The organism is Bradyrhizobium sp. CCBAU 11434, from assembly GCF_028128895.1.
Classification (GTDB): domain Bacteria; phylum Pseudomonadota; class Alphaproteobacteria; order Rhizobiales; family Xanthobacteraceae; genus Bradyrhizobium; species Bradyrhizobium zhengyangense.
In genome coordinates this window covers 36,936-56,356 of the sequence record NZ_LBJX01000098.1, presented here as the reverse complement: position 1 = coordinate 56,356, position 19,421 = coordinate 36,936, and the positions used below count along the sequence as shown (strand labels likewise).

Here is a 19,421-nt window from a genome sequence, read left to right as displayed (position 1 = left end):
CAAAACAAGGGGGCGCCATGGCCAGGATCAGGGTCGGACTCGTCGGCTGCGGCTTCGTGTCGGAGCTGCACATGTATGCGTTCCGGCGCGTCTATGGCATCGACGTCGAGGTGACGGCGGTCGCCGCGCGCGGCGACCATGTCGTCGCCTTTGCCGCGCGCCATAACATCCCGCGTGTCTATCGCAGCCTTGCGGAGATGATCGCGGACCGCGACCTTGACGTGGTCGATATCTGCACGCCGCCCAATCTCCATGCCGAGATGATCGTCGCCAGCATGCAGGCCGGCAAGCACGTCATCTGCGAAAAGCCCTTTGCCGGCTATTTCGGCCGCGATGGCGACGAGCGGCCGATCGGCAAGCGCGTACCGAAGGCGCTGATGTATGAGCGCGTGCTCGAGGAGATGGACGCAACCCGTGCCGCGATCGAGCGCACCGGAAAACTCTTCATGTATGCCGAGGACTGGATCTACGCGCCCGCGGTGACCAAAACCGCGGAGATCCTCAAGGCGACAAAGGACAAGGTCCTGTTCATGAAGGGCGAGGAGAGCCATTCCGGTTCGCACGCCGCGCATGCCGCGCAATGGGCGATGACCGGCGGCGGCTCGCTGATCCGGATGGGCTGCCATCCGCTCTCCGCCGTGCTTCATCTCAAGCAGGTCGAAGCGAAAGCGCGCGGCGAGATCATCAAGGTCGCCAGCGTCACCGGCGATGTCGGCAATGTCACTGAAATCCTCAAGCCGGAGGAGCGCAGCTACATCAAGGCCAACCCTGTCGACGTCGAGGATTGGGGCACGCTGACCGCGACCTTCTCCGACGGTACCAAGGCCACCGTGTTCTCCGGCGACATGATCATGGGCGGCGTGCGCAATTTGATCGAGACCTATACGTCAGGTGGCTCGCTGTTTGCCAACATCACCCCGAACAATCATCTGATGAGCTATCAGACGTCCGAGGAGAAGCTCGCCTCCGTCTACATCAACGAGAAGGTCGACCGCAAAACCGGCTGGCAATATGTCTGCCTCGAGGAGGAATGGACGCGCGGTTATCTCCAGGAGATCCAGGATTTCATGGAATGCGCAGCAACAGGACGGCAGCCGTTGTCGGACCTTGCGCTGGCCTACGAGACGATTAAAGTGAACTACGCCGGCTATTGGGCGGCGGAGGAGGGGCGGCGGGTGGTGCTGTAGCGCGCCGGCAATGTCTCGGCCTTCGCCTACCAGGCACCGACGGCCATCATCACGACGATGGTCAGGCACGAGAGGCAGGCGATCGACGCAGCATAGAATTCGGGGGTGTTCAATGTCGCCTCCTGAAATCGACCGCCTTCCTGAAAGACTGTTGTCGCGAGGTGATTATTCCCTCGAGCGCTTCAACTCGGCATCGTGCTTCCCGTCCATCCCATCCGGATCGGATGGAGCGTCATCCGGACGAAAGAGCTTTGGATGTTTGCCGACGAGCAGAAGCTGCCTGCGCATCTCGGCAAGGCGGGCACGGCAAAATTCCTTGTAGAGCAATTCGAATATGGCGGGCACTGTCACCCCCATCGTTGGAATTCAAGCTCTGAAATATGTGATCCCGCTGGACGGCTTCGAAAATGCGAGCCGGTTTGCCCTGCGATGCCAAGCCAGGCTGAAAATGCCGTCGGCTGACCGGTTTGTACGTACGAAATCGAGCGCCACTAGTAACCCAGATCACACTCTAGAAGGCTTTTGTTTCAAAAAGACTTCGTCTCACAACCAGCGCGAGTTGTTCGAGGGGCGAAATTCCAACTCTAGCGCGAACAGGATGACCGGTGGGTGCAAGTGTTCCTGCTTGCACGCGGTTGTCGGCGCGTTGTCGGCGCGGCTCACTTACCCCTGTGATGCGTCAGTTTCACGCCCCGTAGGTCGATCCCTTCGGCAATGGAAACACCGGATCCTGCGTCCTGATGTTGGTCGGCCACACCACGGAAATGTGCTCACCGGCATTCTGCATCACCACCGGCGTCGAGCGTTCGTTCTGGCCGGACAGCGGCGTGCCCGGCGGGAAGAACTTCACGCCATAGCCCTGGATGGTGCCGCCGGGTGGGATGTCGACGTCGAGCGCGGCCTTGCGGATCGCTTCCGGCTCGAAGCTGCCATATTTCTCTTTCGCCACCGGCAGCACGTTGTTGAGCAGCACCCAGGTCTGGTTAAAGCCCATCGAGCAGTGCGGCGGCACGTCTGTCGCGCCGGTCTTGGCCTGGTAGCGCGTGACCATGGTCTTGATCAGGTCGCCCAAGCCCGGCGCGAGCTTCGACGGATCGAGCAACTGCGCAGGCACTGGATCGATATTGCAGAAATTGTCGATGTCGGTGCCGAAGGTCGCCCGCAGCTTGTCGAGCTGGCTGTAACCGGCGCCGTTGCCAAACAGCATCTTGAAGCGCAGCCCGCTCTCGCGCGCCTGCCGCAGAAGCAGGGTGATGTCGGGGTTGTAACCGGCATGCGAGATCACGTCGGCCTTGGCGCGCTTGATTTTGGTGACGAGCACCGAAAGATCGGGAGCCGATGCCGAATAACCCTCCTTCAGCACGATCTGGAGACCGGCTTCCTTGGCATAGGCCTCGTCCGCGGCCGCGACCCCGACGCCATAGGGCCCATCCTCGTGGATCAGCGCGATCTTGACGTCCTTTGGATCCATTCCAAGCTTTGCCTTGGCGTGCTCGCTCATGAAGCCGGCGAAGGCCTGACCGTACTGGTCGGAGTGGATCTGCGCGCGAAACACATATTGCAGGTTCTTGTCCTTGAACACGGCGGTCGACACCGCGGTCGTGATCCAGAGGATCTTCTTCTGCTGCTCGACCTTCGCGGCCATCGGCACGGCATGCGCGCTGGAATAGACGCCGTTGATGATGTCGATCTTCTCCTGGCTGATCAGGCGCTCGGCCTCGTTGATGGCAACGTCGGCCTTGCTCTGGGAGTCGGCGGGGACAGGCACGATCTTGGTCTTGCCGCCAATGCCGCCCTTCTCGTTGACGAGATCGATGGCGATCTGCGCGCCGACCGAGGAGGCGACCGAGCCGCCCGCGGCGAATGGTCCGGTGAGATCGTAGATCAGGCCGATGCGCAAATTCTCGGCTTGCGCCTGGGCCCGGGTCCAATCGAGGCTGAGTGTGGCGGCGGCAGCCGCCGTACCCTTCAGCAGCTGCCTGCGTGAAGTCGGCATCCTATCCCTCCCTCCGGTCAGTCGTTTGCGACTTGCCTTATGTTTTCCGGCAAGTATTTGGAGGGCGATTCCGAAAGTCAACATGCGCCGCACTAGGCAATTCGGATGCATGCAGCCGACCGCGATCGCGTCTGCATTTTTCCCTGAGTCTCATTCTTTTTGCGCAGTGCCGTCTTTGGTTCGCAATCATTCGCCGGCGCTGCATCGGGGTGGCGCTGAACATCCGCTTGTCATGCGGGTATTTTCAGCTTCGTCGCAACGCGGCATCATCTCCCGCAGATGTGATGGCATTGCTCCACGCGTTCGCAGCAGGGCAGGGCCCATGACCGGCATTCGGCTTGTGCGCATCGGAGGTTGCGTGGCATCCTAGCGCGGTAAATTGCACGGGAAGCCCAATTCCCGGCTTGGCCATTGCGCCGCGTTAAGGGTGGAAACAAAAGCTCAGGAGAAGAGATATGGTGTGGACGCTTCGTTTTACGGGGCTCGCTTGCGTTGGCCTGTTGCTGTCTTCGGCCAGCGCCCTCGCAGGGCCCAAGGTCGTGTCCGGTCCGGGCGCCGATCCCGCATGCTTCAAGCCCTGGTCTGCTCAAACCAAGTTCTTCCAGTGGGATAAGAAGCCCGGTCCCTACAAGATCGCCCTCGTCAACGGCTTCGTCGGCAACACCTGGCGCATCCAGATGGTGAAGACCGCAAAGGCCTTCGCCGCGCAGCCGGGCATCAAGGAGAACATCAAGGAGTTCAAGGTCGTCTCGACCGGCACCGATGTTGCAGCGCAACTCGGCGCGATGGAGGACTTCATCAATCAGGGCTTTGACGCCATCGTCACCATCGCCGTCGCCCCTGACGGCTTCGACCGCATCATCCGCCTCGCCGACAAGAACAATGTAGTCGTGGTGCCCTTCGACAACGTCCTCGACACCGACAAGGTGATGATGGTCAACGAGGACCAGAAGGAAATGGGCCGCATGTCGGCAAAGTGGCTGATGGATGAGAGCGGCAAGAAGGGTGGCGACATTCTCGAGGTCCGCGGCCTGCCGGGCAACTCGGTCGACCGTGATCGCCATCTCGGCTTCCGCGAGGTCATGGAAGCGCCCGGCAACAGCTTCAAGATCACCGAAGTGGTCGGCAATTGGGACACCGGCACTTCGCAGAAGGTGACGGCGGACGCGCTGGCCGTGCATGGCCATTTCGATGGCGTGTTCACGCAAGGCGGCTCTGACGGCACCGTGCAGGCGCTGATGGCCGCCAAGCACCCCTTCGTGCCGATGTCGGGCGAGGGCGAGAACGAGTACCGCAAGCAGATCGCCGATCACGCCAAGGACGGGCTCAAGGGCATGTCCTATGGCCAGTCTCCGGCGCTCGTCGCGATCGCCACCAAGGCGGCGATCTCCGCGTTGCAAGGTAACGTCATGCCGCAGCTGATCTCCATCCCGATCCCGGTCGCGACCTACAAGGACCTGAAGCCCGGCACCAATTACTGGCCGGACCTCAACGCCAACTTCTTCGCGCCGAACCAGTTCACGCCCTGTGGCGTCAACTTCACGGCTCCGGAGATCATGTCGCAGAGCGAAAAGAACACCCAGTGAGCCTACTGGAGACGTTACGGTTGCGGCCCGGCCTTTGCCGGGCCGCCGCTGCGTGAGCCCCGACATGTCCGATGCCGTCCTGACCCAACCTGCCTTCCTCACGCTCTCTGGAATTTCCAAGCGCTACGCCGGCGTGCGTGCGCTCGAAGGCGTCGACTTCGCCTGCGAGCGCGGCAAGATCCACGCGGTGCTGGGCGAGAACGGCGCCGGCAAGTCGACGCTGATCAAGATCATCTCGGGTGTGGTGCAGCCCGATTCCGGCAGCATGCGTCTTGCCGGACAGGACGTCAGCTTTGCAACGCCCTCCGCCGCCAATGCCGCCGGCGTCGTCTGTATCTTCCAGGAGCTGTCGCTGATGCCCGACCTCTCGGTCGCGGACAACATCTCGATCGCCGCGCCGCCGCGCCGCTTCGGCCTGATCGACGCGCGAGCGCAGCGCCGTCGTGCCGAACAGCTGCTGGCCGAGATCGGCTGCGAGGACGTCAATCCCCTGATGCGCGTGCGCGACCTGCCGCTGTCGCGTCGTCAGGTGGTGGAGATCGCCAAGGCGCTCGGCAAGAAGCCGCAGCTCTTGATCCTCGACGAAGCCACCTCGGCGCTCACCAGCGCCGACGTCGAGAAAGTGTATGCCATGCTGGCGCGCCTCAAGGCCGAAGGCGTTGCCATTCTCTACATCTCGCACCGAATGCATGAGGTCGAGGCGCTGGCCGACCGTGCCTCCGTGTTTCGAAACGGCCGCCATATCGAGACCTTCGACAAGGGCAAGCGCTCGACCGCCGATATCGTTCAGCTCATGATCGGGCGCGACATCGCGACCCAATATCCGCCCAAGCCCGCGCGTGAAGCGGTGAAGCCGGTGCTTGATATCGAGAATTTGAGCTGGGACAGGCGCCTCGATCGCATCTCTCTCCGGGTGGGCGCCGGCGAGATCGTCGGCCTCGGCGGGCTCGACGGCCAGGGCCAGAAATCCCTGCTGCTGGCGCTGTTCGGCGTGCTGCGCGGCGTCACCGGGCGGGTGACCGTCGAGGGCCACGAGGTGCGCCCGGCGTCTCCGGCGGCGGCGAAGTCGGTCGGCATTGCGCTGGTGCCGGAGGATCGCAAGACCGAAGGCCTGATGCTGCCGATGTCGATCGCGGACAATCTGGTGATCGCCTCGCTCGATGCGATCTCGACCGGCCCTCTGGTCGATCGCGCGCGCGAGAATGAGGTGATCAAGCGCGCCATCGCGCGGCTCCAGATCAAGATCGGCGCGCCTGGCGACGCGGTCTCCACGCTGTCAGGCGGCAACCAGCAGAAGGTCGTTCTCGCCAAATGGCTGATGACCGATCCCAAGCTCATCCTGCTCAACGATCCCACGCGCGGCATCGATGTCGGGACCAAGCAGGAGCTTTACCGACTGATGCGCGAGCTCGCCGATCAGGGCGCGGCGATCTTGTTTTACTCGACCGACTACGACGAGCTCATCGGCTGCTGCGACCGGGTGGCGATCATGTATGACGGGCGCATCGTGCGCGAGCTCGAAGGTGACGAGCTCACCGAGACCAACATCATCGCGAGCGCGCTGAACATCGACGCCGCGACGCCTGATGCTGCCGGAGCCGCCCATGCTTGACGATATCGCCATCAGGGTCCGCCAGAACATCGGCATCGTCACCGCCGTCCTGTTGTTCGCCATCCTTTATCTGCTCTACAACCTTGCCCATCCCAAGGGCTTCTCGTCGGCGGTGCTGGTGCAGAACGGCGACGAGATCTTTGCGCTCGCCATGCTGGCGATGGCCCAGACAGTGCCGGTGCTGGCATCGGGACTAGATCTTTCCGTGGGCGCCGTCATGACCATGGTGGGGTGTTTCGCAAGCTATCTGCTCACGGGGGCGGCGGACGGCACGCCGCTGCATCTCGACATCTTCGGCCTGCAGCTCGGCCTCGGCACCTTCCCCGGCGGGGTGAGCGGCATCCTGCTCGGCATCGTGCTGTGCCTTGCGACCGGCGCACTTGCCGGCTTCATCAACGGCTGCGTCGTCGTCTACGGACGCATCCAGCCGATCATCGCGACGCTCGCGACCGGCGCGGTCTATATCGGCATCGCGCTGTTTCTGCGGCCGACGCCGGGCGGCAAGATCGATGAGGATCTCAACTGGGCGCTGACCAATTCGCTCGGCGATTTCGCCGCGACCGTCCATATTTTCGACGACGGCGCCGCGAGCTGGTTTACACCGGTGGCCTGGATCCCGGTGCCGTTCGTGCTGCTGATCCTGATCGCGCTCCTGGTCTGGGTGCCGTTCCGCCGTTCCGTGATTGGCCGCGCCGTCTATGCTGTCGGCTCCGCTGAAGGCGCCGCCTACATGTCCGGCCTTCCGATCGAGCGCGCCAAGATCGCGGCCTTCACGCTCGCCGGCTTCTTTGCCGGCTGTGGCGGCCTGTTCCTCGCCATCCAGACCTCCTCCGGCAATGCCGACATCCCGCAGGCCGGAGCCTACACGCTCAACTCCATCGCCTCCGTCGTCATCGGCGGTACCTCGCTGTTGGGGGGCACCGGCAGCGCGATCGGCTCGATCTTCGGCGCCATGGTGCTGCGCGTCATCTCGTTCTTCTTCCGCATCTTCGACATCGCGCCGCTGCTGCAGCCGCTGTTCGAGGGGCTGATCCTGCTGGGGGCGGTCAGCATCAGTGCGCTCGGAGTCCTGCGCGTCAAGAATACGCTGGAGCTGTTTCGATGACGACTGCGTCCCTCGGGCTCTCTCGCGACGACCGTCCGATCCTGATCGCGGCGTTGTTCATCCTCGTCATCCTCGTCGCCGGCACGGTCTACACCTTTGCCCGGTTCGGCAGCGCGCCGCTGCTGTCACCGACCTATCTGTTGCAGCAGCTCCAGATCGGCGCCTTCCTTGGCATCGTCTCCGCCGGGATGATGATGGTGATCCTGATCGCGCAGATCGACCTGTCGGTGCCGTGGACGCTCGCCGCCGCGGCGATGATGGCGACATCGATCGGCGGGCCGCTCGCCATTCCGGTCGGGCTTGGCGTCGGGCTAGTTGTCGGTCTCATCAACGGCATCGGGATTGCTTACCTGCGCGTCCCCTCGATGATCTTCACGCTTGGCGTCAACGCGGTGATGCGCGGCCTGATGGTCGCTCATACCGGTGGCTATGCGCCGCAGACGGGCGCCACCGACCTGATGCGGATGCTCGCCGGCGACCGCACGCTCGGTATTCCCAATGCCTTGTTCGTCTGGATCGCCGTGTCGGTGCTCATCGCGATCGTTCTCCAGCGCACGACGCTCGGCCGCTACGTCTATGCCATCGGAAACAAGGAGGCCGCCGCGTATCTGGCCGGCGTCGATACCCGCCGCATCACCGTGATCTGCTTCGTCCTCTGCGGCCTCGCGGCCGCGCTCGCCGGCGTCCTGCTCGCCGGCTACTCCACCAAGGCCTATCAGGGCATGGGAGATGCCTATCTGCTGCCGTCGATCGCAGCGGTGGTGATCGGCGGCACCAACATTCTCGGCGGCCGCGGCCGCTATCTCGGCACGCTGATCGGCGTCGTGCTGATCGTGCTGCTCAACAGCGTGCTGTCGATCATGGACATGCCCGAGGCTGGCCGCCAGGTGATCTACGGCCTCGTCATCATCTTCATGTTGCTGGTCTACGGCCGCGGCGAACGCGTCACGAGCTGACGTTAGAGAAACTGCGACGCCAGGGCTGGCGTTTCGACCAGCGCGTGAGCGGCGTATTCGAGCGCGGATCTAATTTGCGCCCGCGTTGAAGGACCGCAGATGCATACTCTGACGGCTTCGGGGGGCGGGTCAGTTACCACAAAGGCGTCGCTTGCGACGACGCCGATGCCGGTCTGCCGCATGTGCTCCACGAAAGCCGAACGTCTCCAAGGTGTGGGCAGCTCGACCCACAGGTTGAAGCTGAGGGGATCGCCGCGATAGGACCCTTTGGGAAGGATTTCGGCGGCGAGCTTTTGCCGTGCCGACGTCTCGGCGCGGATGAACCGCAACATCGTGTCCGCGGTGCCGTCTTCGATCCAGCGCGTCGCGATCGCCACGGTGAGGGGAGATGCCATCACGGTCGCTGACCGCAGCGCCGAGGCAAACGGCCAGGCCGAGCGCGTATCGGGCACGACGACATAGGCGGTGCGCAAGCCTGCTCCGATGCACTTTGCCAGTCCCGCGACGTGCCAGGTCAGGTCCGGCGCGATCGCCGCGAAGGGCGCGTGGCCGTGGCCATGTTCGGGAATGAAGCCGTAGGCGTCGTCCTCGATGATCGGCAGCTTGAAGCGTCGCGCGATCGCGACGATCTCGCGCCGTCGCGAATCCGGGATCGTCAGCGTCGTCGGATTCTGCAGCGTCGGATTGAGGTAGATCGCCTTGGGCTTCAGCTTCTTGCAGGCATCGGTCAGCGCCTGCGGCTCGATGCCATCCTGATCCATCGGCAGGCCGACGAGATTGATGCCAAGCTGCGCGGCGATCGACCTGATCCCGGGATAGGTGATGGCCTCGCACAGCACCACGTCGCCAGCTTTCGCAAGGATCGAGAGGATGCCGAGCAGCGCCGGATGGGCCCCCGGCGAGACGAAAATGCGATTCTGTGCCGGCACCAGCGCGCGGCGGCCGAGCCAGCTCGAGGCGGCATCCTTGTCGGCCTGCGTGCCGCCAAAGCCCTGGTAGCGCAGCAGCGATGCGATGTCGCGCAGCACATGTTCGGCGCCGGCCTGCATGCGCTCGATCAATTCAGGGTCGTCGGGCTCGGGCGGCAGGTTCATCGAGAGGTCGACGGGGCGAGGCGGAAAGCTCGTTGCCGAACGCCGCGGCCGCGGCTTGTCGCGCACGAAGGTTCCCTGTCCGACCTTGGATTCAATCAGTCCGCGCTTCTGCGCCTCGACATAGCCGCGCGCGACGGTCGTGAAATCGACGTCGAGGCGCTTGGCCAGCTTCCGCTGTGGCGGCAGGCGGTCGCCGATCACAAGCCGTCCGGCTGCGATGTCGTCGGCAATTGCGTCTGCGATGGCGAGATAACGCGGCTTGTCGCTGCTCGAGAGATCGGGTCGCCAGTCGGCCATAGTTCGGTTCCGGTCAATTACGTCAGTAGAATTGACTGTATATTGTTGCAAGCACAGACGCAATTGTATCGGTGATTTCTGCTGCTTTGGAAGAGGGTTCCGGCTGAGCGCGTTGCACATCGATCAGGCGCGCTGCTTAGTATTTTTCAGGCACTATTTTTCGAGCACGGCGCGAGCACATCCAAATCCAGTCAGGTCTCCATTCAACATTGAATGTATAAATGAACGGAAATTGAATGGTTTGATGATTTGTAGTGCAGAACGCTGCTTGGCACATTGATTGCAAAACCTGATCTCGATCCGGGAGGGCCGGACGTGAACAGGAGGTGTCTATGCCAGCAGTGAACATGCCCGCGCGTCAGAAGGGCGACTTTCTTGTCGACTACGAAGAGAAGGTTTTCGAGGACGTCAAAGCGAAGCCGGGTGAGAAGGCGCTGGTCACCTTCCATACCGTCGCGTTCGAAGGCTCGATCGGCCTCGTCAATATTCTCCAGGCGCTGCGCCTGAAGCGGAAGGGCTTCGAGACCTCGGTTCTGCTTTACGGTCCCGGTGTCACGCTCGGCATTCAGCGCGGCTTTCCAAAGATCGGCGACGAGGCCTTCCCCGGCGCGCAGAACTTCAACAACCAGCTCGCGAAATTCATGGATGAAGGCGGCAAGGTCTATGCCTGCCGGTTCGCGCTGCAGGCGCTTTACGGCCATGGCGAGCCGTCGCTCATTCCGGGCATCCGGCCGATCAATCCGCTCGATGTGCTCGACCTCATCCTGCTTCACCGCAGGGACGACGCGTTCATGATCCACACCTGGACAGTCTGACCTCGGTTGGCTCGCGCGACGGACGAGGGAGAGCACAAGTGACAGCGAAGCGCACGATCAGGGCTGGCGCTGTTCAGATCGCGCCAGATCTGGACACGCCGACCGGAACGGTCGACCGGATCCTGGCGGCCATCACGGAGGCGGCGGGCAAGGGAGTCCAGTTCGCCGTCTTTCCGGAGACGTTCGTTCCCTGGTACCCGTATTTCTCCTTTGTCCGTCCGCCGGTTCTGAGCGGTGCCGAGCACATCCAGCTTTATGACAATGCCGTCGTCGTGCCTGGTCCCGTGACGGACGCGGTCGCGCAAGCGGCCAAGCGCCACGGCATGGTCGTGGTGCTCGGCGTCAACGAGCGCGATCACGGCTCGCTTTACAATACCCAGCTCGTGTTCGATGCTAACGGCGCGCTTCTCCTGAAGCGCCGCAAGATCACGCCGACATTTCACGAGCGCATGATCTGGGGGCAGGGCGATGGCGCCGGCCTGAAGGTGGTCGAGACCGCGGTCGGCCGTGTCGGCGCGCTCGCCTGCTGGGAGCATTACAATCCGCTCGCCCGCTACGCGCTGATGGCCCAGCACGAAGAAATTCACGCGGCCCAGTTTCCGGGATCGCTGGTCGGACAGGTGTTCGCCGACCAGATCGAGGTGACGATCCGGCATCATGCGCTTGAAAGCGGATGCTTCGTCGTCAACGCCACCGGCTGGCTGACCGAGGAGCAGATCGCGAAAATCTCGCCGGAGGAAGGCCTGCGCAAAGGTTTGCGCGGCGGCTGCATGACCGCGATCGTCTCTCCCGAAGGCAATCATCTGGCGCCACCGCTGACCAGCGGTGAGGGCATCCTTGTTGCCGATCTCGATCTCGCTTTGATCACCAAGCGCAAGCGGATGATGGACTCGGTCGGCCACTACGCCCGGCCGGAGTTGCTGTCGCTCGTGCTGAACGACCAACCGGCGCGTCCGATGCACGGCTTTCACCCAAACCGCCTCACGCCCATGTCGAAAGACCAATCAGATGAGAGTGCAGATGTCGCAACCCCAGGCGATGCCGACCGAGCAGCTGATCAACGAGTTGCAGTCCTTCGGGGTTCGGCTCGCTGATCCCAAGACCGGGGGCACGAGCCGCCGCGGCGGCGCCGGGCCGTCGGATCACACGCCGTTCACGATCGATGGCGCCACCGTGATGATCCCGGTGCACAACGCGCCGGCCTTCGAGAGCCCCTATCTCGTCGAGCGCCCTGACGAGGCAGGACGCAGCCGCATCTCGCGCGACGGCGTGGTGCTGGCCGACGTCTCGTTTCCGTTGCGACCCAAGTTCTACGACCGCACCACCGCGGACGGCATTCCCTATTGGAAGATCGCGACCCTGCACGGGCGCGACGTTCTCGCCACCACGGTGCTGCAGACCTGCATCCGCTATCAGAGCCGCACCAAAACCTGCCAGTTCTGCGCCATCGGCCAGTCGCTCGCGGCGGGTCGCACGGTCGAGCGCAAGACGCCGGCACAGCTTGCCGAAGTCGCCAAGGTCGCCGTCGAGCTCGACGGTGTCAGGCATATGGTGATGACGACTGGCACGCCGCACACGTCGGACCGCGGCGCCGGCATCCTTGCGGAGAGCGCGCAGGCCATCAAAGCCGCCGTCGATCTGCCGATCCAGGCGCAATGCGAACCGCCTGATGATTTTGCCTGGTTTCAGCGCATGAAAAGCTCAGGCGTCGACGCGCTCGGGATGCATCTGGAGGTGATCGGGCCAGCCGTGCGGCAAAGGATCATGCCCGGCAAGGCGCAGGTCCAGGTCGAGCAATACATGGACGCGTTTGCCGCGGCCGTGCCGGTCTTCGGCCGGGGTCAGGTCTCGACTTATATCCTGGCTGGCCTCGGTGACGAGCCGTCCGAAATCCTCGCGCTGTCGCGCCGGCTGATCGATCTCGGCGTCTATCCCTTCGTCGTGCCGTTCGTGCCGATCGCCGGCACGCCGCTGGAGAGCCATGCGACGCCGTCTGCGGCGTTCATGCATGAGATTCTGCGCCCGCTCACCGAGATGCTGCGCGCCGGCGGCTTGCGCGCCACCGATATCAAGGCAGGTTGCGGCAAATGCGGCGCCTGCTCGGCCCTGTCCACCTACGAGCGCGGAGCAAGTGCATGATGTTCGAGCCGTTCAAGCCGTTCGTCGCGCCGGAATTCCAGGTGAAGTTTGCAACCGAAGCCTGGGAGCGCGCTGCCGCTGCGGCCTTGCGCCGCAAGGTCTTCTGCGAGGAGCAGGGCGTGTTTTCAGGCGACGACCGCGACGCGGTCGACGTTTCAGCCATCCCGCTCGTGGCCGTGTCGCTGCTCGGCGTCGCCGAGGACGAGGTCGTCGGCACGGTGCGCATTCATGCCGACGATCACGAGGCGGATGTGTGGTGGGGCTCCCGCCTTGCCGTTGAGAAGAGCTATCGGCGTCTCAGCGCAGTCGGCGCCGGCTTGATCCGGCTTGCCGTGTCCTCCGCGCATGCGCGCGGCTGCCGGCGGTTCCTTGCCAATGTGCAAAGTCAGAACGTGCTGCTGTTCCAGCACATGCATTGGCGCTCGCTCGGCGAATTCGAGCTCCATGGCCGGCCGCATCATCGCATGGAGGCCGATCTCGACCATTACCCGCCGTTCCGCACGCCTGAAACCGGCTTCCTCTCATTGGCTAAGCTGGCAGCCTGATGATGTTGACGGACGCCGCGCTCACTGGCCTCGCCGAAACGCTCCGCAAAAGCCGCGGCATCGCCGCCAAGGCCGATATCGCGGCTGTTGCGGCCGCGCTCGATCTGTCGGGCAGCGACGCCATCGCGGTGGGGGACGATTGCGCAGCGATCCCCGAGGGCGACGGCTACACCCTGTTCGCCATCGAAGGCTTCATGAACGAATTCGTTGCGGCCGATCCCTGGTTCGCGGGGTGGTGCGGCGCCATGGTCAACATCTCGGACGTCGCTGCGATGGGCGGACGACCGACGGCCATCGTCAATGCGATCTGGTCCAACGGCGCTGATGAGGCCGCGCCCATTCTCGAAGGATTGAAAGCCGCCGCAAAGACATTCGGTGTGCCTGTCATCGGCGGCCACACCAATGTGCGCAGCAGCCAGAGCCAGTTTGCCGTCGCGATACTCGGTCGGGCCAAGCGGCTTCTCACGAGCTTCGATGCCAGGCCTGGCGACAAGCTCATCGCGGCGATCGACCTTCGTGGCCGCTACCGCGATCCATTTGCGAATTGGGAGGCAGCGACCGACGCGCCCGCGGAGCGGTTGCGCGGCGATCTGGAGATCCTGCCGTCGATTGCTGAGGCAGGGCTCGCACTGGCAGCCAAGGACATCAGTCAGGGCGGCATTGTCGGGACCGCGGCAATGTTGGCGGAGTGCTCGCAGGTTGCCATCACACTGGACGTCGAGGCGGTTCCGATTCCCGCCGGAGCGCCGCTCGAGCGCTGGCTGCTGACGTTCCCGAGCTTCGGCTATCTGCTGTCGGTCAAGCCCGGCGACGTCGACGCGATCCTGTCGCGTTTCCAGCGACGCGACATCGCGGCCGCCGCGATCGGAGACGTCAGTGCGGGAACACGCGTCGATATCAGCGCTGCTTCTGCCCGTGCAACTGTCTGGGACTTCGCGGCGCAACCCCTGATCGGCTGTGCGCCAGATCAGAACCATCAGCGGCGGAGCGTGGCATGAGCGGCAGTTCGTCCCGGCTTCGCATTGCGATCCTCACGCACTCCACCAATCCACGGGGCGGCGTGGTGCATGCGCTCGCGCTTGCCGATGCGCTCGCGGACCTCGGACATATGCCGGTCGTGCATGCGCCTGACCCCGCTGGCAAGGGCTTCTTCCGCCGCAGCATCGCCGCGACGCGTTCCGTGCCTGCATCGCCCGCCTCGGGCGACGTCGTCGCGACGGTCGAAACGCGCATCAAGGACTATGTCAGGTATTTTGAGGATTCTGCGCGTCGCCAGTTCGACATCTTCCACGCCCAGGACGGCATTTCCGGCAATGCGCTCGCGACGCTGAAACAGCGTGGCCTGATCCAGCGCTATGTCCGCACCGTTCATCACATCGATGCATTCACCGACGAGCGGCTCAGCGAGCTAGATCGCCACTCGATCATCCACGCCGACGGCTTATTCGTCGTAAGCCGGTTCTGGCAGGAGCGGTTGAAGGCAGAGATGTCCCGCTCGGCGGGGCTGGTCGGCAATGGCGTCGACACGGTACGCTATTCGCCCGCAGCGACTCCTGGCGATCAGGTATTGCGCGCCCGGCTCTGCCTTCGCGCTGGCCCGATCCTGCTCTCCATCGGCGGGGTCGAGCAGCGCAAGAATACGCTCGGCGTTATCGAGGCCTTCCGGCAGGTGCATGCCGTGCATCGGTCCGCGCAGCTCGTCATCGCCGGGGGTGCATCTCTGCTGGACCATGGCCTCTATCGGCAACAGTTCAATTCGCGGCTGCGCGACGTCGGGCCGCCTGCGGATGCCGTCATCGAGACCGGTCCGCTGCCGGATGCCGAGATGCCATCGCTGTTTCGTCTGGCCGATGTGCTGATGTTCCCGTCCTTGCGCGAAGGCTTTGGCCTTGCTGTGCTGGAGGCAATGGCCAGCGGCTTGCCGGCGGTGGTCTCGCATCTCGCGCCATTCACCGAATATCTCGGCGCCGATGACGTTGCCTGGTGCGATCCGCATCACGCAGGCTCGATCGCGGATGCCACCCTCAGTGCACTCGCCGAGCCCCTGCGCTCGCGCCTGATTGCGAATGGCGCGAAGGTTGCCCGATATCACGACTGGGGCCGCACCGCCAAGGCCCACATGGCAACCTATCAGGAGATGCGCGAGGTGCATTATGCCTGAGATGCACTTCCATGTGCGCTGGCCCGATGAGCGGATCGAGGCCTGCTATTCGCCCTCACTCGTCATCAAGGACCACTTCGTCGCCGGCACGACCTATGCGCTCGACGATTTTCGCGAACGTAGCCGCATTGCGCTGACGATCGCGGCTGAGCGCGTCCGCGAGAAGTACGGCTTTCTCTGCTCGCGTGCGCTCGGGCAACTCACCCGGATCGAGGCGACGGCGGCACAGTTCGAGGCCACGCCCGGCGCTTCCGTCACCATCGTCTCGTTTGAAGACTAGCAGGAGCTTGATCATGCCCGACCTTCACACTCACTATCCGGTCGTCGTGATCGGCGGCGGCCAGGCCGGCCTTGCGATGAGCGCACAACTCAAGGCGCGCGGCATCGCCCATGTCGTGCTGGAGAAAAACACCATCGCACATTCCTGGAAGACGCAGCGGTGGGACGCGTTCTGCCTGGTGACGCCGAACTGGCAATGCAAACTGCCGGGATTTCCTTATGCCGGTAGTGATCCGCACGGCTTCATGCTGCGCGACGAGATCGTCACTTACATCGAGGATTTCGCCAGGCACATCGATGCGCCGGTTCGCGAGGGCGTCGCTGTCACACGCCTCAGGCAATCCGGTCGCGGCTTCATGCTCGAGACCGACGCAGGCGAGATCGCTGCTGACAGCGTCGTGCTGGCCGTCAGCGGATACCACGTTCCCAAGGTGCTGCCGTTTGCCGACCGGCTTGATCCGTCGATCATGCAGATCCACTCGTCCGCCTACCGCAATCCGGATCAGCTGCCGCCGGGCGAGATCCTGGTGGTGGGAAGCGGGCAATCGGGCTGCCAGATCGCGGAGGATCTGCACCTGGCTGGCCGCAAGGTACATCTCGCCGTCGGCAGCGCGCCACGTTGCCCGCGCTTCTATCGCGGCCGCGACGCCGTCGACTGGCTCGACGATCTCGGCCAGTATGACCTGCCCGTGGACAAGCATTCTCTGAAAGAGGGGGTCCGCAAGAACGCCAACCACTACCTGACCGGACGGGACGGCGGCCGCGACATCGACCTGCGCAAGTTCGCACTCGAGGGCATGAAGCTCTACGGTCGCCTCAAGGACGGTCGTGGGACGCGCCTGCAGCTTGGCGATGATCTCCAGGTCAATCTCGACAATGCCGACCGGGTCTACAACGGCATCTGCCGAATGATCGACGAGCACATTGCAAGAAATAGAATTGCGGCGCCCGTGACGCCCCACTACGAGCCCGTGTGGTCCCCCGATGCGGTGCCCACAGAGCTCGATCTCGCGGCAAGCGGCGTCACTGGCATCATCTGGACGACCGGCTTTCGGTCCGACTGGTCCTGGATCGACCTGCCGATGTTCGATGGCACCGGCTACCCAACCCACAAGCGGGGCGTGACCTCGGTCGACGGCGCCTATGTGGTCGGCCTGCCGTGGCTCTACACCTGGGGCTCGGGCCGGTTCGTCGGCATCGGGCGTGACGCTGAGTTTGTTGCCGACCACATCGAGGAGCGATCGAGCGCATCGCATTCCGGCACGTATCAGGCAGGCCCACGCGAGCAATATGCAGCGAGAGCAGCCGTGTAGCTTCCTCTCCCTACACAGCCGCCCGCGTGTTGAGATAGATCGAATACAGCGAGGTCTGTCCGCAGATATAGAGCCGGTTGCGGCGCGGGCCGCCGAAGCAGACATTGGCGACGATCTCGCCGATCGGGACCGTGCCGATATGAGCCCCGTCAGGTGCGTAGCAGAACACGCTGCGGCCCGCCGAGGTCCAGATGTTGCCATGGATGTCGACGCGGAAACCGTCATAGAGCCCGTCTGGACATGTCGCGAACAGTGAGGCGTCGCCGACAGTCTGTCCTTTGACCTCATAGGACCAGATCGTCGGCGGCAGTCCGCGCACATGCGTCGCGCCGGTGTCGGCGACGTAGAGCCGCGTCTCGTCCGGCGAGAAGGCCAGCCCGTTCGGCTGCACCCGGTCGGATACGACGCGCGTGATGGCACCGGAGCTGCCGTCGATCCGGTAGACGTTGGAGGCGCCGATCTCGGACGGGCTCTGCTGTCCCTCATAGTCGCTGTCAATGCCGTAGGTCGGGTCGGAGAACCAGATCGAATGGTCTGACTTGACCACGACGTCATTGGGCGAATTCAGCCGGCGGCCCTCGAACTTGTCAGCGAGCACGGTGATCGAGCCGTCATGCTCGGTCCGGGTGACGCGCCGCATGAAATGCTCGCAACTGACCAGCCGCCCCTGGCGATCGGTGGTGTTACCGTTGGAATTGAAGCTCGGCGAACGGAATACCGACACCGATCCATCGGTTTCGTCGAAGCGCATCATCCGGTTGTTCGGGATGTCGGACCAGACGAGGTAGCGCCCGGCCGGGAAATAGGCGGGGCCTTCGGCCCAGCGGCATCCGCTGGTGAGCTTTTCGAGATTGACATGGCCGATGACCAGCCGATCGAAGCGAGGATCGTGGGTGACATAGGGGAGCATGCGTCCTCCTTGATGAGCCGCAGATTCTTGAGGGGGCCTGCGTGCGGTCGTTACTTTGATCGACCTTGCCGAATTTGCAAGATGGTTCGCTGCAAGGAGCAAAAACGAAATGCCCGGGAAGGCCCGGGCATCGCGCATGTGATCTGGCGTTGGGCCTGTTACTGCGACAGCTTCACGAAGTTCGGAAACTTCAGCTTGCCTTCCGCGATCTTCTCCGGCCAGACCACGACCTGCTTCTCATCCTGCCACTGGAAGACCAGGCCGGTCACGAAGCCGGCGCCCGACTTGATGCCGTGGGTGAACTCGTCATCCTTGCCGTAGAACTGAATCTTGCCGATCGTGCCTTCGTAGTCGGTCTTCTCCAGTTCAGTAACCATCTTGTCCGGGTCGGTCGATCCCGCGCGCTTGATCGCATCGGTGATCATATAGACCTCGTCATAGGCGGTGTAGCCGGTATAGGCCGGCGGCGCGCCGAACTTGGCCTTGAACGCGGCCGCGAACGGCTTTGTCTTCGAGGTCACGGCGACATCGGGCGTCGCGACAGCGAGCGATGGCACGCCGTCGGCGGCGCCGTTGGTGTCCTTCCAGAAGGTCGGACTCAGCGCCTGCGCACTGATGCCGAACATCGGCACCGGCACCTGCTGGTTCTTCCACTGCACCGTCGGCTGCACGCCGACATGGGAGATGCCGGTGACGATGACATCAGGCTTCTTGGCCTCGATGTTGTTGAAGATCGGCGTGAAGTCGGTGGTATCAGGCGAGAAGCGCACATGCTCGACGACCTTGAGGCCTGCCTTGGGCAGGCAGGCTTCGTAGCCGACGTCGAGTGGCTTGGTCCAGGCGGCGTCCTCGCTCATGATCGCGACGGTCTTCATGTGCATCTTGTCGACCAGCAGGTCCTTGGCGGCGTCGCAGACGAGTTGAGCCTGGGCGGCCGAGGTCAGATAGCCGTGGAAGGTGTACTTGTTCTTCTCGTAGTCGTTGTGGATCGCCTTGGTGATCTCGTTCGAGGCGGCGCCGGGCGTGATCAGCGGCATCTTCAGCCGCGCGGCCCAGGGCTCCAGCGCCAGCACGACCTCGGAGATGTAGCTCGCGATCACGGCCGAGACCTTGTCCTCGCTCACCGCGCGCTGGAATGCGCGCACGGAATCGGCCGAGGAGCTCTTGTTGTCATAGGTGACGATCTCGATCTTGCGGCCGAGAATGCCGCCCTTGGCATTGATCTCGTCGGCGGCGATCTGCGCGCCGCCGGGCGTTGCGGCGCCTGCGATCGACTGCACCTCGGCGATGACGCCGATCTTGATCGGGTCGTTCGACTGCGCGTAGGCGGGAGCTGCGAGGCAGAGCGCCAACGCGGAGCTGACGAGGGCGGAAGCCAAAACCGTCGATGATCGCATGGTCGTTTCCCTTTCGTTTTTTGTTGGTA

18 protein-coding genes are annotated in these 19,421 nt (G+C 63.6%); 14 read left to right on the top strand and 4 right to left on the bottom strand.

The genetic code is table 11. The features are described from left to right. Positions 1-17: 17 nt before the first annotated feature. Together XI06_RS29585 and XI06_RS29580 are read left to right on the top strand one after the other, a co-directional pair. The gene (locus XI06_RS29585; protein WP_271607087.1) at positions 18-1,187 is read left to right on the top strand and encodes a Gfo/Idh/MocA family protein; all 1,170 of its coding nucleotides are present in this window, start codon (positions 18-20) and stop codon (positions 1,185-1,187) included. Positions 1,188-1,442: 255 nt separating this feature from the next. Continuing rightward, positions 1,443-1,649 carry a hypothetical protein gene (locus XI06_RS29580; protein ID WP_271607086.1) on the top strand — a complete coding sequence of 69 codons (207 nt, stop codon included), beginning with the start codon at positions 1,443-1,445 and terminating at the stop codon, positions 1,647-1,649. A gap of 223 nt (positions 1,650-1,872) precedes the next feature. Here the strand turns inward: XI06_RS29580 and XI06_RS29575 are convergent, their stop codons facing one another. After that, positions 1,873-3,183 (bottom strand): ABC transporter substrate-binding protein, encoded by a 1,311-nt coding sequence (locus XI06_RS29575; protein WP_237866936.1) that lies wholly within the window; start codon positions 3,181-3,183, stop codon positions 1,873-1,875. Between the two features lie 455 nt (positions 3,184-3,638). On the opposite strand from XI06_RS29575, the gene XI06_RS29570 reads away from it, so the two are divergent. From XI06_RS29570 to XI06_RS29555, 4 genes are all read left to right on the top strand, one after another. Next, a complete protein-coding gene (locus tag XI06_RS29570; RefSeq protein WP_237866935.1) occupies positions 3,639-4,769 on the top strand; it encodes a sugar ABC transporter substrate-binding protein in 1,131 nt (376 codons plus the stop codon). Positions 4,770-4,833: 64 nt separating this feature from the next. Beyond that, positions 4,834-6,381 carry a sugar ABC transporter ATP-binding protein gene (locus XI06_RS29565; protein WP_271607085.1) on the top strand — a complete coding sequence of 516 codons (1,548 nt, stop codon included), beginning with the start codon at positions 4,834-4,836 and terminating at the stop codon, positions 6,379-6,381. Then, positions 6,374-7,486, top strand: coding sequence for an ABC transporter permease (locus XI06_RS29560; protein WP_237866933.1), 1,113 nt, complete (start codon positions 6,374-6,376; stop codon positions 7,484-7,486). The genes XI06_RS29565 and XI06_RS29560 overlap by 8 nt, the downstream gene beginning before the upstream one ends. Continuing rightward, positions 7,483-8,442, top strand: a complete 960-nt coding sequence (locus tag XI06_RS29555) for an ABC transporter permease (RefSeq protein WP_237866931.1) — start codon at positions 7,483-7,485, stop codon at positions 8,440-8,442. The genes XI06_RS29560 and XI06_RS29555 overlap by 4 nt, the downstream gene beginning before the upstream one ends. Positions 8,443-8,444: 2 nt before the next feature. Here the strand turns inward: XI06_RS29555 and XI06_RS29550 are convergent, their stop codons facing one another. Then, positions 8,445-9,833: an aminotransferase-like domain-containing protein gene (locus XI06_RS29550; RefSeq protein WP_271607084.1), complete on the bottom strand. Its 1,389-nt coding sequence runs from the start codon at positions 9,831-9,833 to the stop codon at positions 8,445-8,447. A 332-nt stretch (positions 9,834-10,165) separates the two neighbouring features. Between XI06_RS29550 and XI06_RS29545 the strand changes: the two genes are divergently transcribed. The 8 genes from XI06_RS29545 to XI06_RS29510 are packed head-to-tail and all read left to right on the top strand — an operon-like array spanning position 10,166 to position 17,085. After that, complete coding sequence (locus XI06_RS29545) at positions 10,166-10,648, top strand: MSMEG_0572/Sll0783 family nitrogen starvation response protein (RefSeq protein WP_027526573.1); 483 nt, start codon at positions 10,166-10,168, stop codon at positions 10,646-10,648. A gap of 38 nt (positions 10,649-10,686) precedes the next feature. Continuing rightward, a complete protein-coding gene (locus XI06_RS29540; protein WP_237866929.1) occupies positions 10,687-11,742 on the top strand; it encodes a Nit6803 family nitrilase in 1,056 nt (351 codons plus the stop codon). Then, a complete protein-coding gene (locus XI06_RS29535; RefSeq protein ID WP_271607083.1) occupies positions 11,669-12,787 on the top strand; it encodes an MSMEG_0568 family radical SAM protein in 1,119 nt (372 codons plus the stop codon). The genes XI06_RS29540 and XI06_RS29535 overlap by 74 nt, the downstream gene beginning before the upstream one ends. After that, on the top strand, positions 12,784-13,332 hold the full coding sequence (locus XI06_RS29530; protein ID WP_271607082.1) for an MSMEG_0567/Sll0786 family nitrogen starvation N-acetyltransferase: 549 nt from the start codon (positions 12,784-12,786) through the stop codon (positions 13,330-13,332). Before XI06_RS29535 ends, XI06_RS29530 begins: the two co-directional genes overlap by 4 nt. 2 nt (positions 13,333-13,334) lie before the next feature. Further along, positions 13,335-14,330 (top strand): sll0787 family AIR synthase-like protein, encoded by a 996-nt coding sequence (locus XI06_RS29525; RefSeq protein WP_271607135.1) that lies wholly within the window; start codon positions 13,335-13,337, stop codon positions 14,328-14,330. Continuing rightward, positions 14,327-15,493: an MSMEG_0565 family glycosyltransferase gene (locus XI06_RS29520; RefSeq protein ID WP_271607081.1), complete on the top strand. Its 1,167-nt coding sequence runs from the start codon at positions 14,327-14,329 to the stop codon at positions 15,491-15,493. The genes XI06_RS29525 and XI06_RS29520 overlap by 4 nt, the downstream gene beginning before the upstream one ends. Continuing rightward, the gene (locus XI06_RS29515) at positions 15,486-15,773 is read left to right on the top strand and encodes an MSMEG_0570 family nitrogen starvation response protein (RefSeq protein WP_237866924.1); all 288 of its coding nucleotides are present in this window, start codon (positions 15,486-15,488) and stop codon (positions 15,771-15,773) included. Before XI06_RS29520 ends, XI06_RS29515 begins: the two co-directional genes overlap by 8 nt. A gap of 13 nt (positions 15,774-15,786) precedes the next feature. After that, entirely contained in the window at positions 15,787-17,085 is a 1,299-nt protein-coding gene (locus XI06_RS29510) for an MSMEG_0569 family flavin-dependent oxidoreductase (protein WP_271607080.1), read from the top strand. 10 nt (positions 17,086-17,095) lie between these two features. Here the strand turns inward: XI06_RS29510 and XI06_RS29505 are convergent, their stop codons facing one another. Continuing rightward, positions 17,096-17,995, bottom strand: a complete 900-nt coding sequence (locus tag XI06_RS29505; protein WP_271607079.1) for an SMP-30/gluconolactonase/LRE family protein — start codon at positions 17,993-17,995, stop codon at positions 17,096-17,098. Between the two features lie 158 nt (positions 17,996-18,153). Next, positions 18,154-19,392, bottom strand: a complete 1,239-nt coding sequence (locus XI06_RS29500; protein ID WP_237866919.1) for an ABC transporter substrate-binding protein — start codon at positions 19,390-19,392, stop codon at positions 18,154-18,156. Positions 19,393-19,421 lie beyond the last annotated feature (29 nt).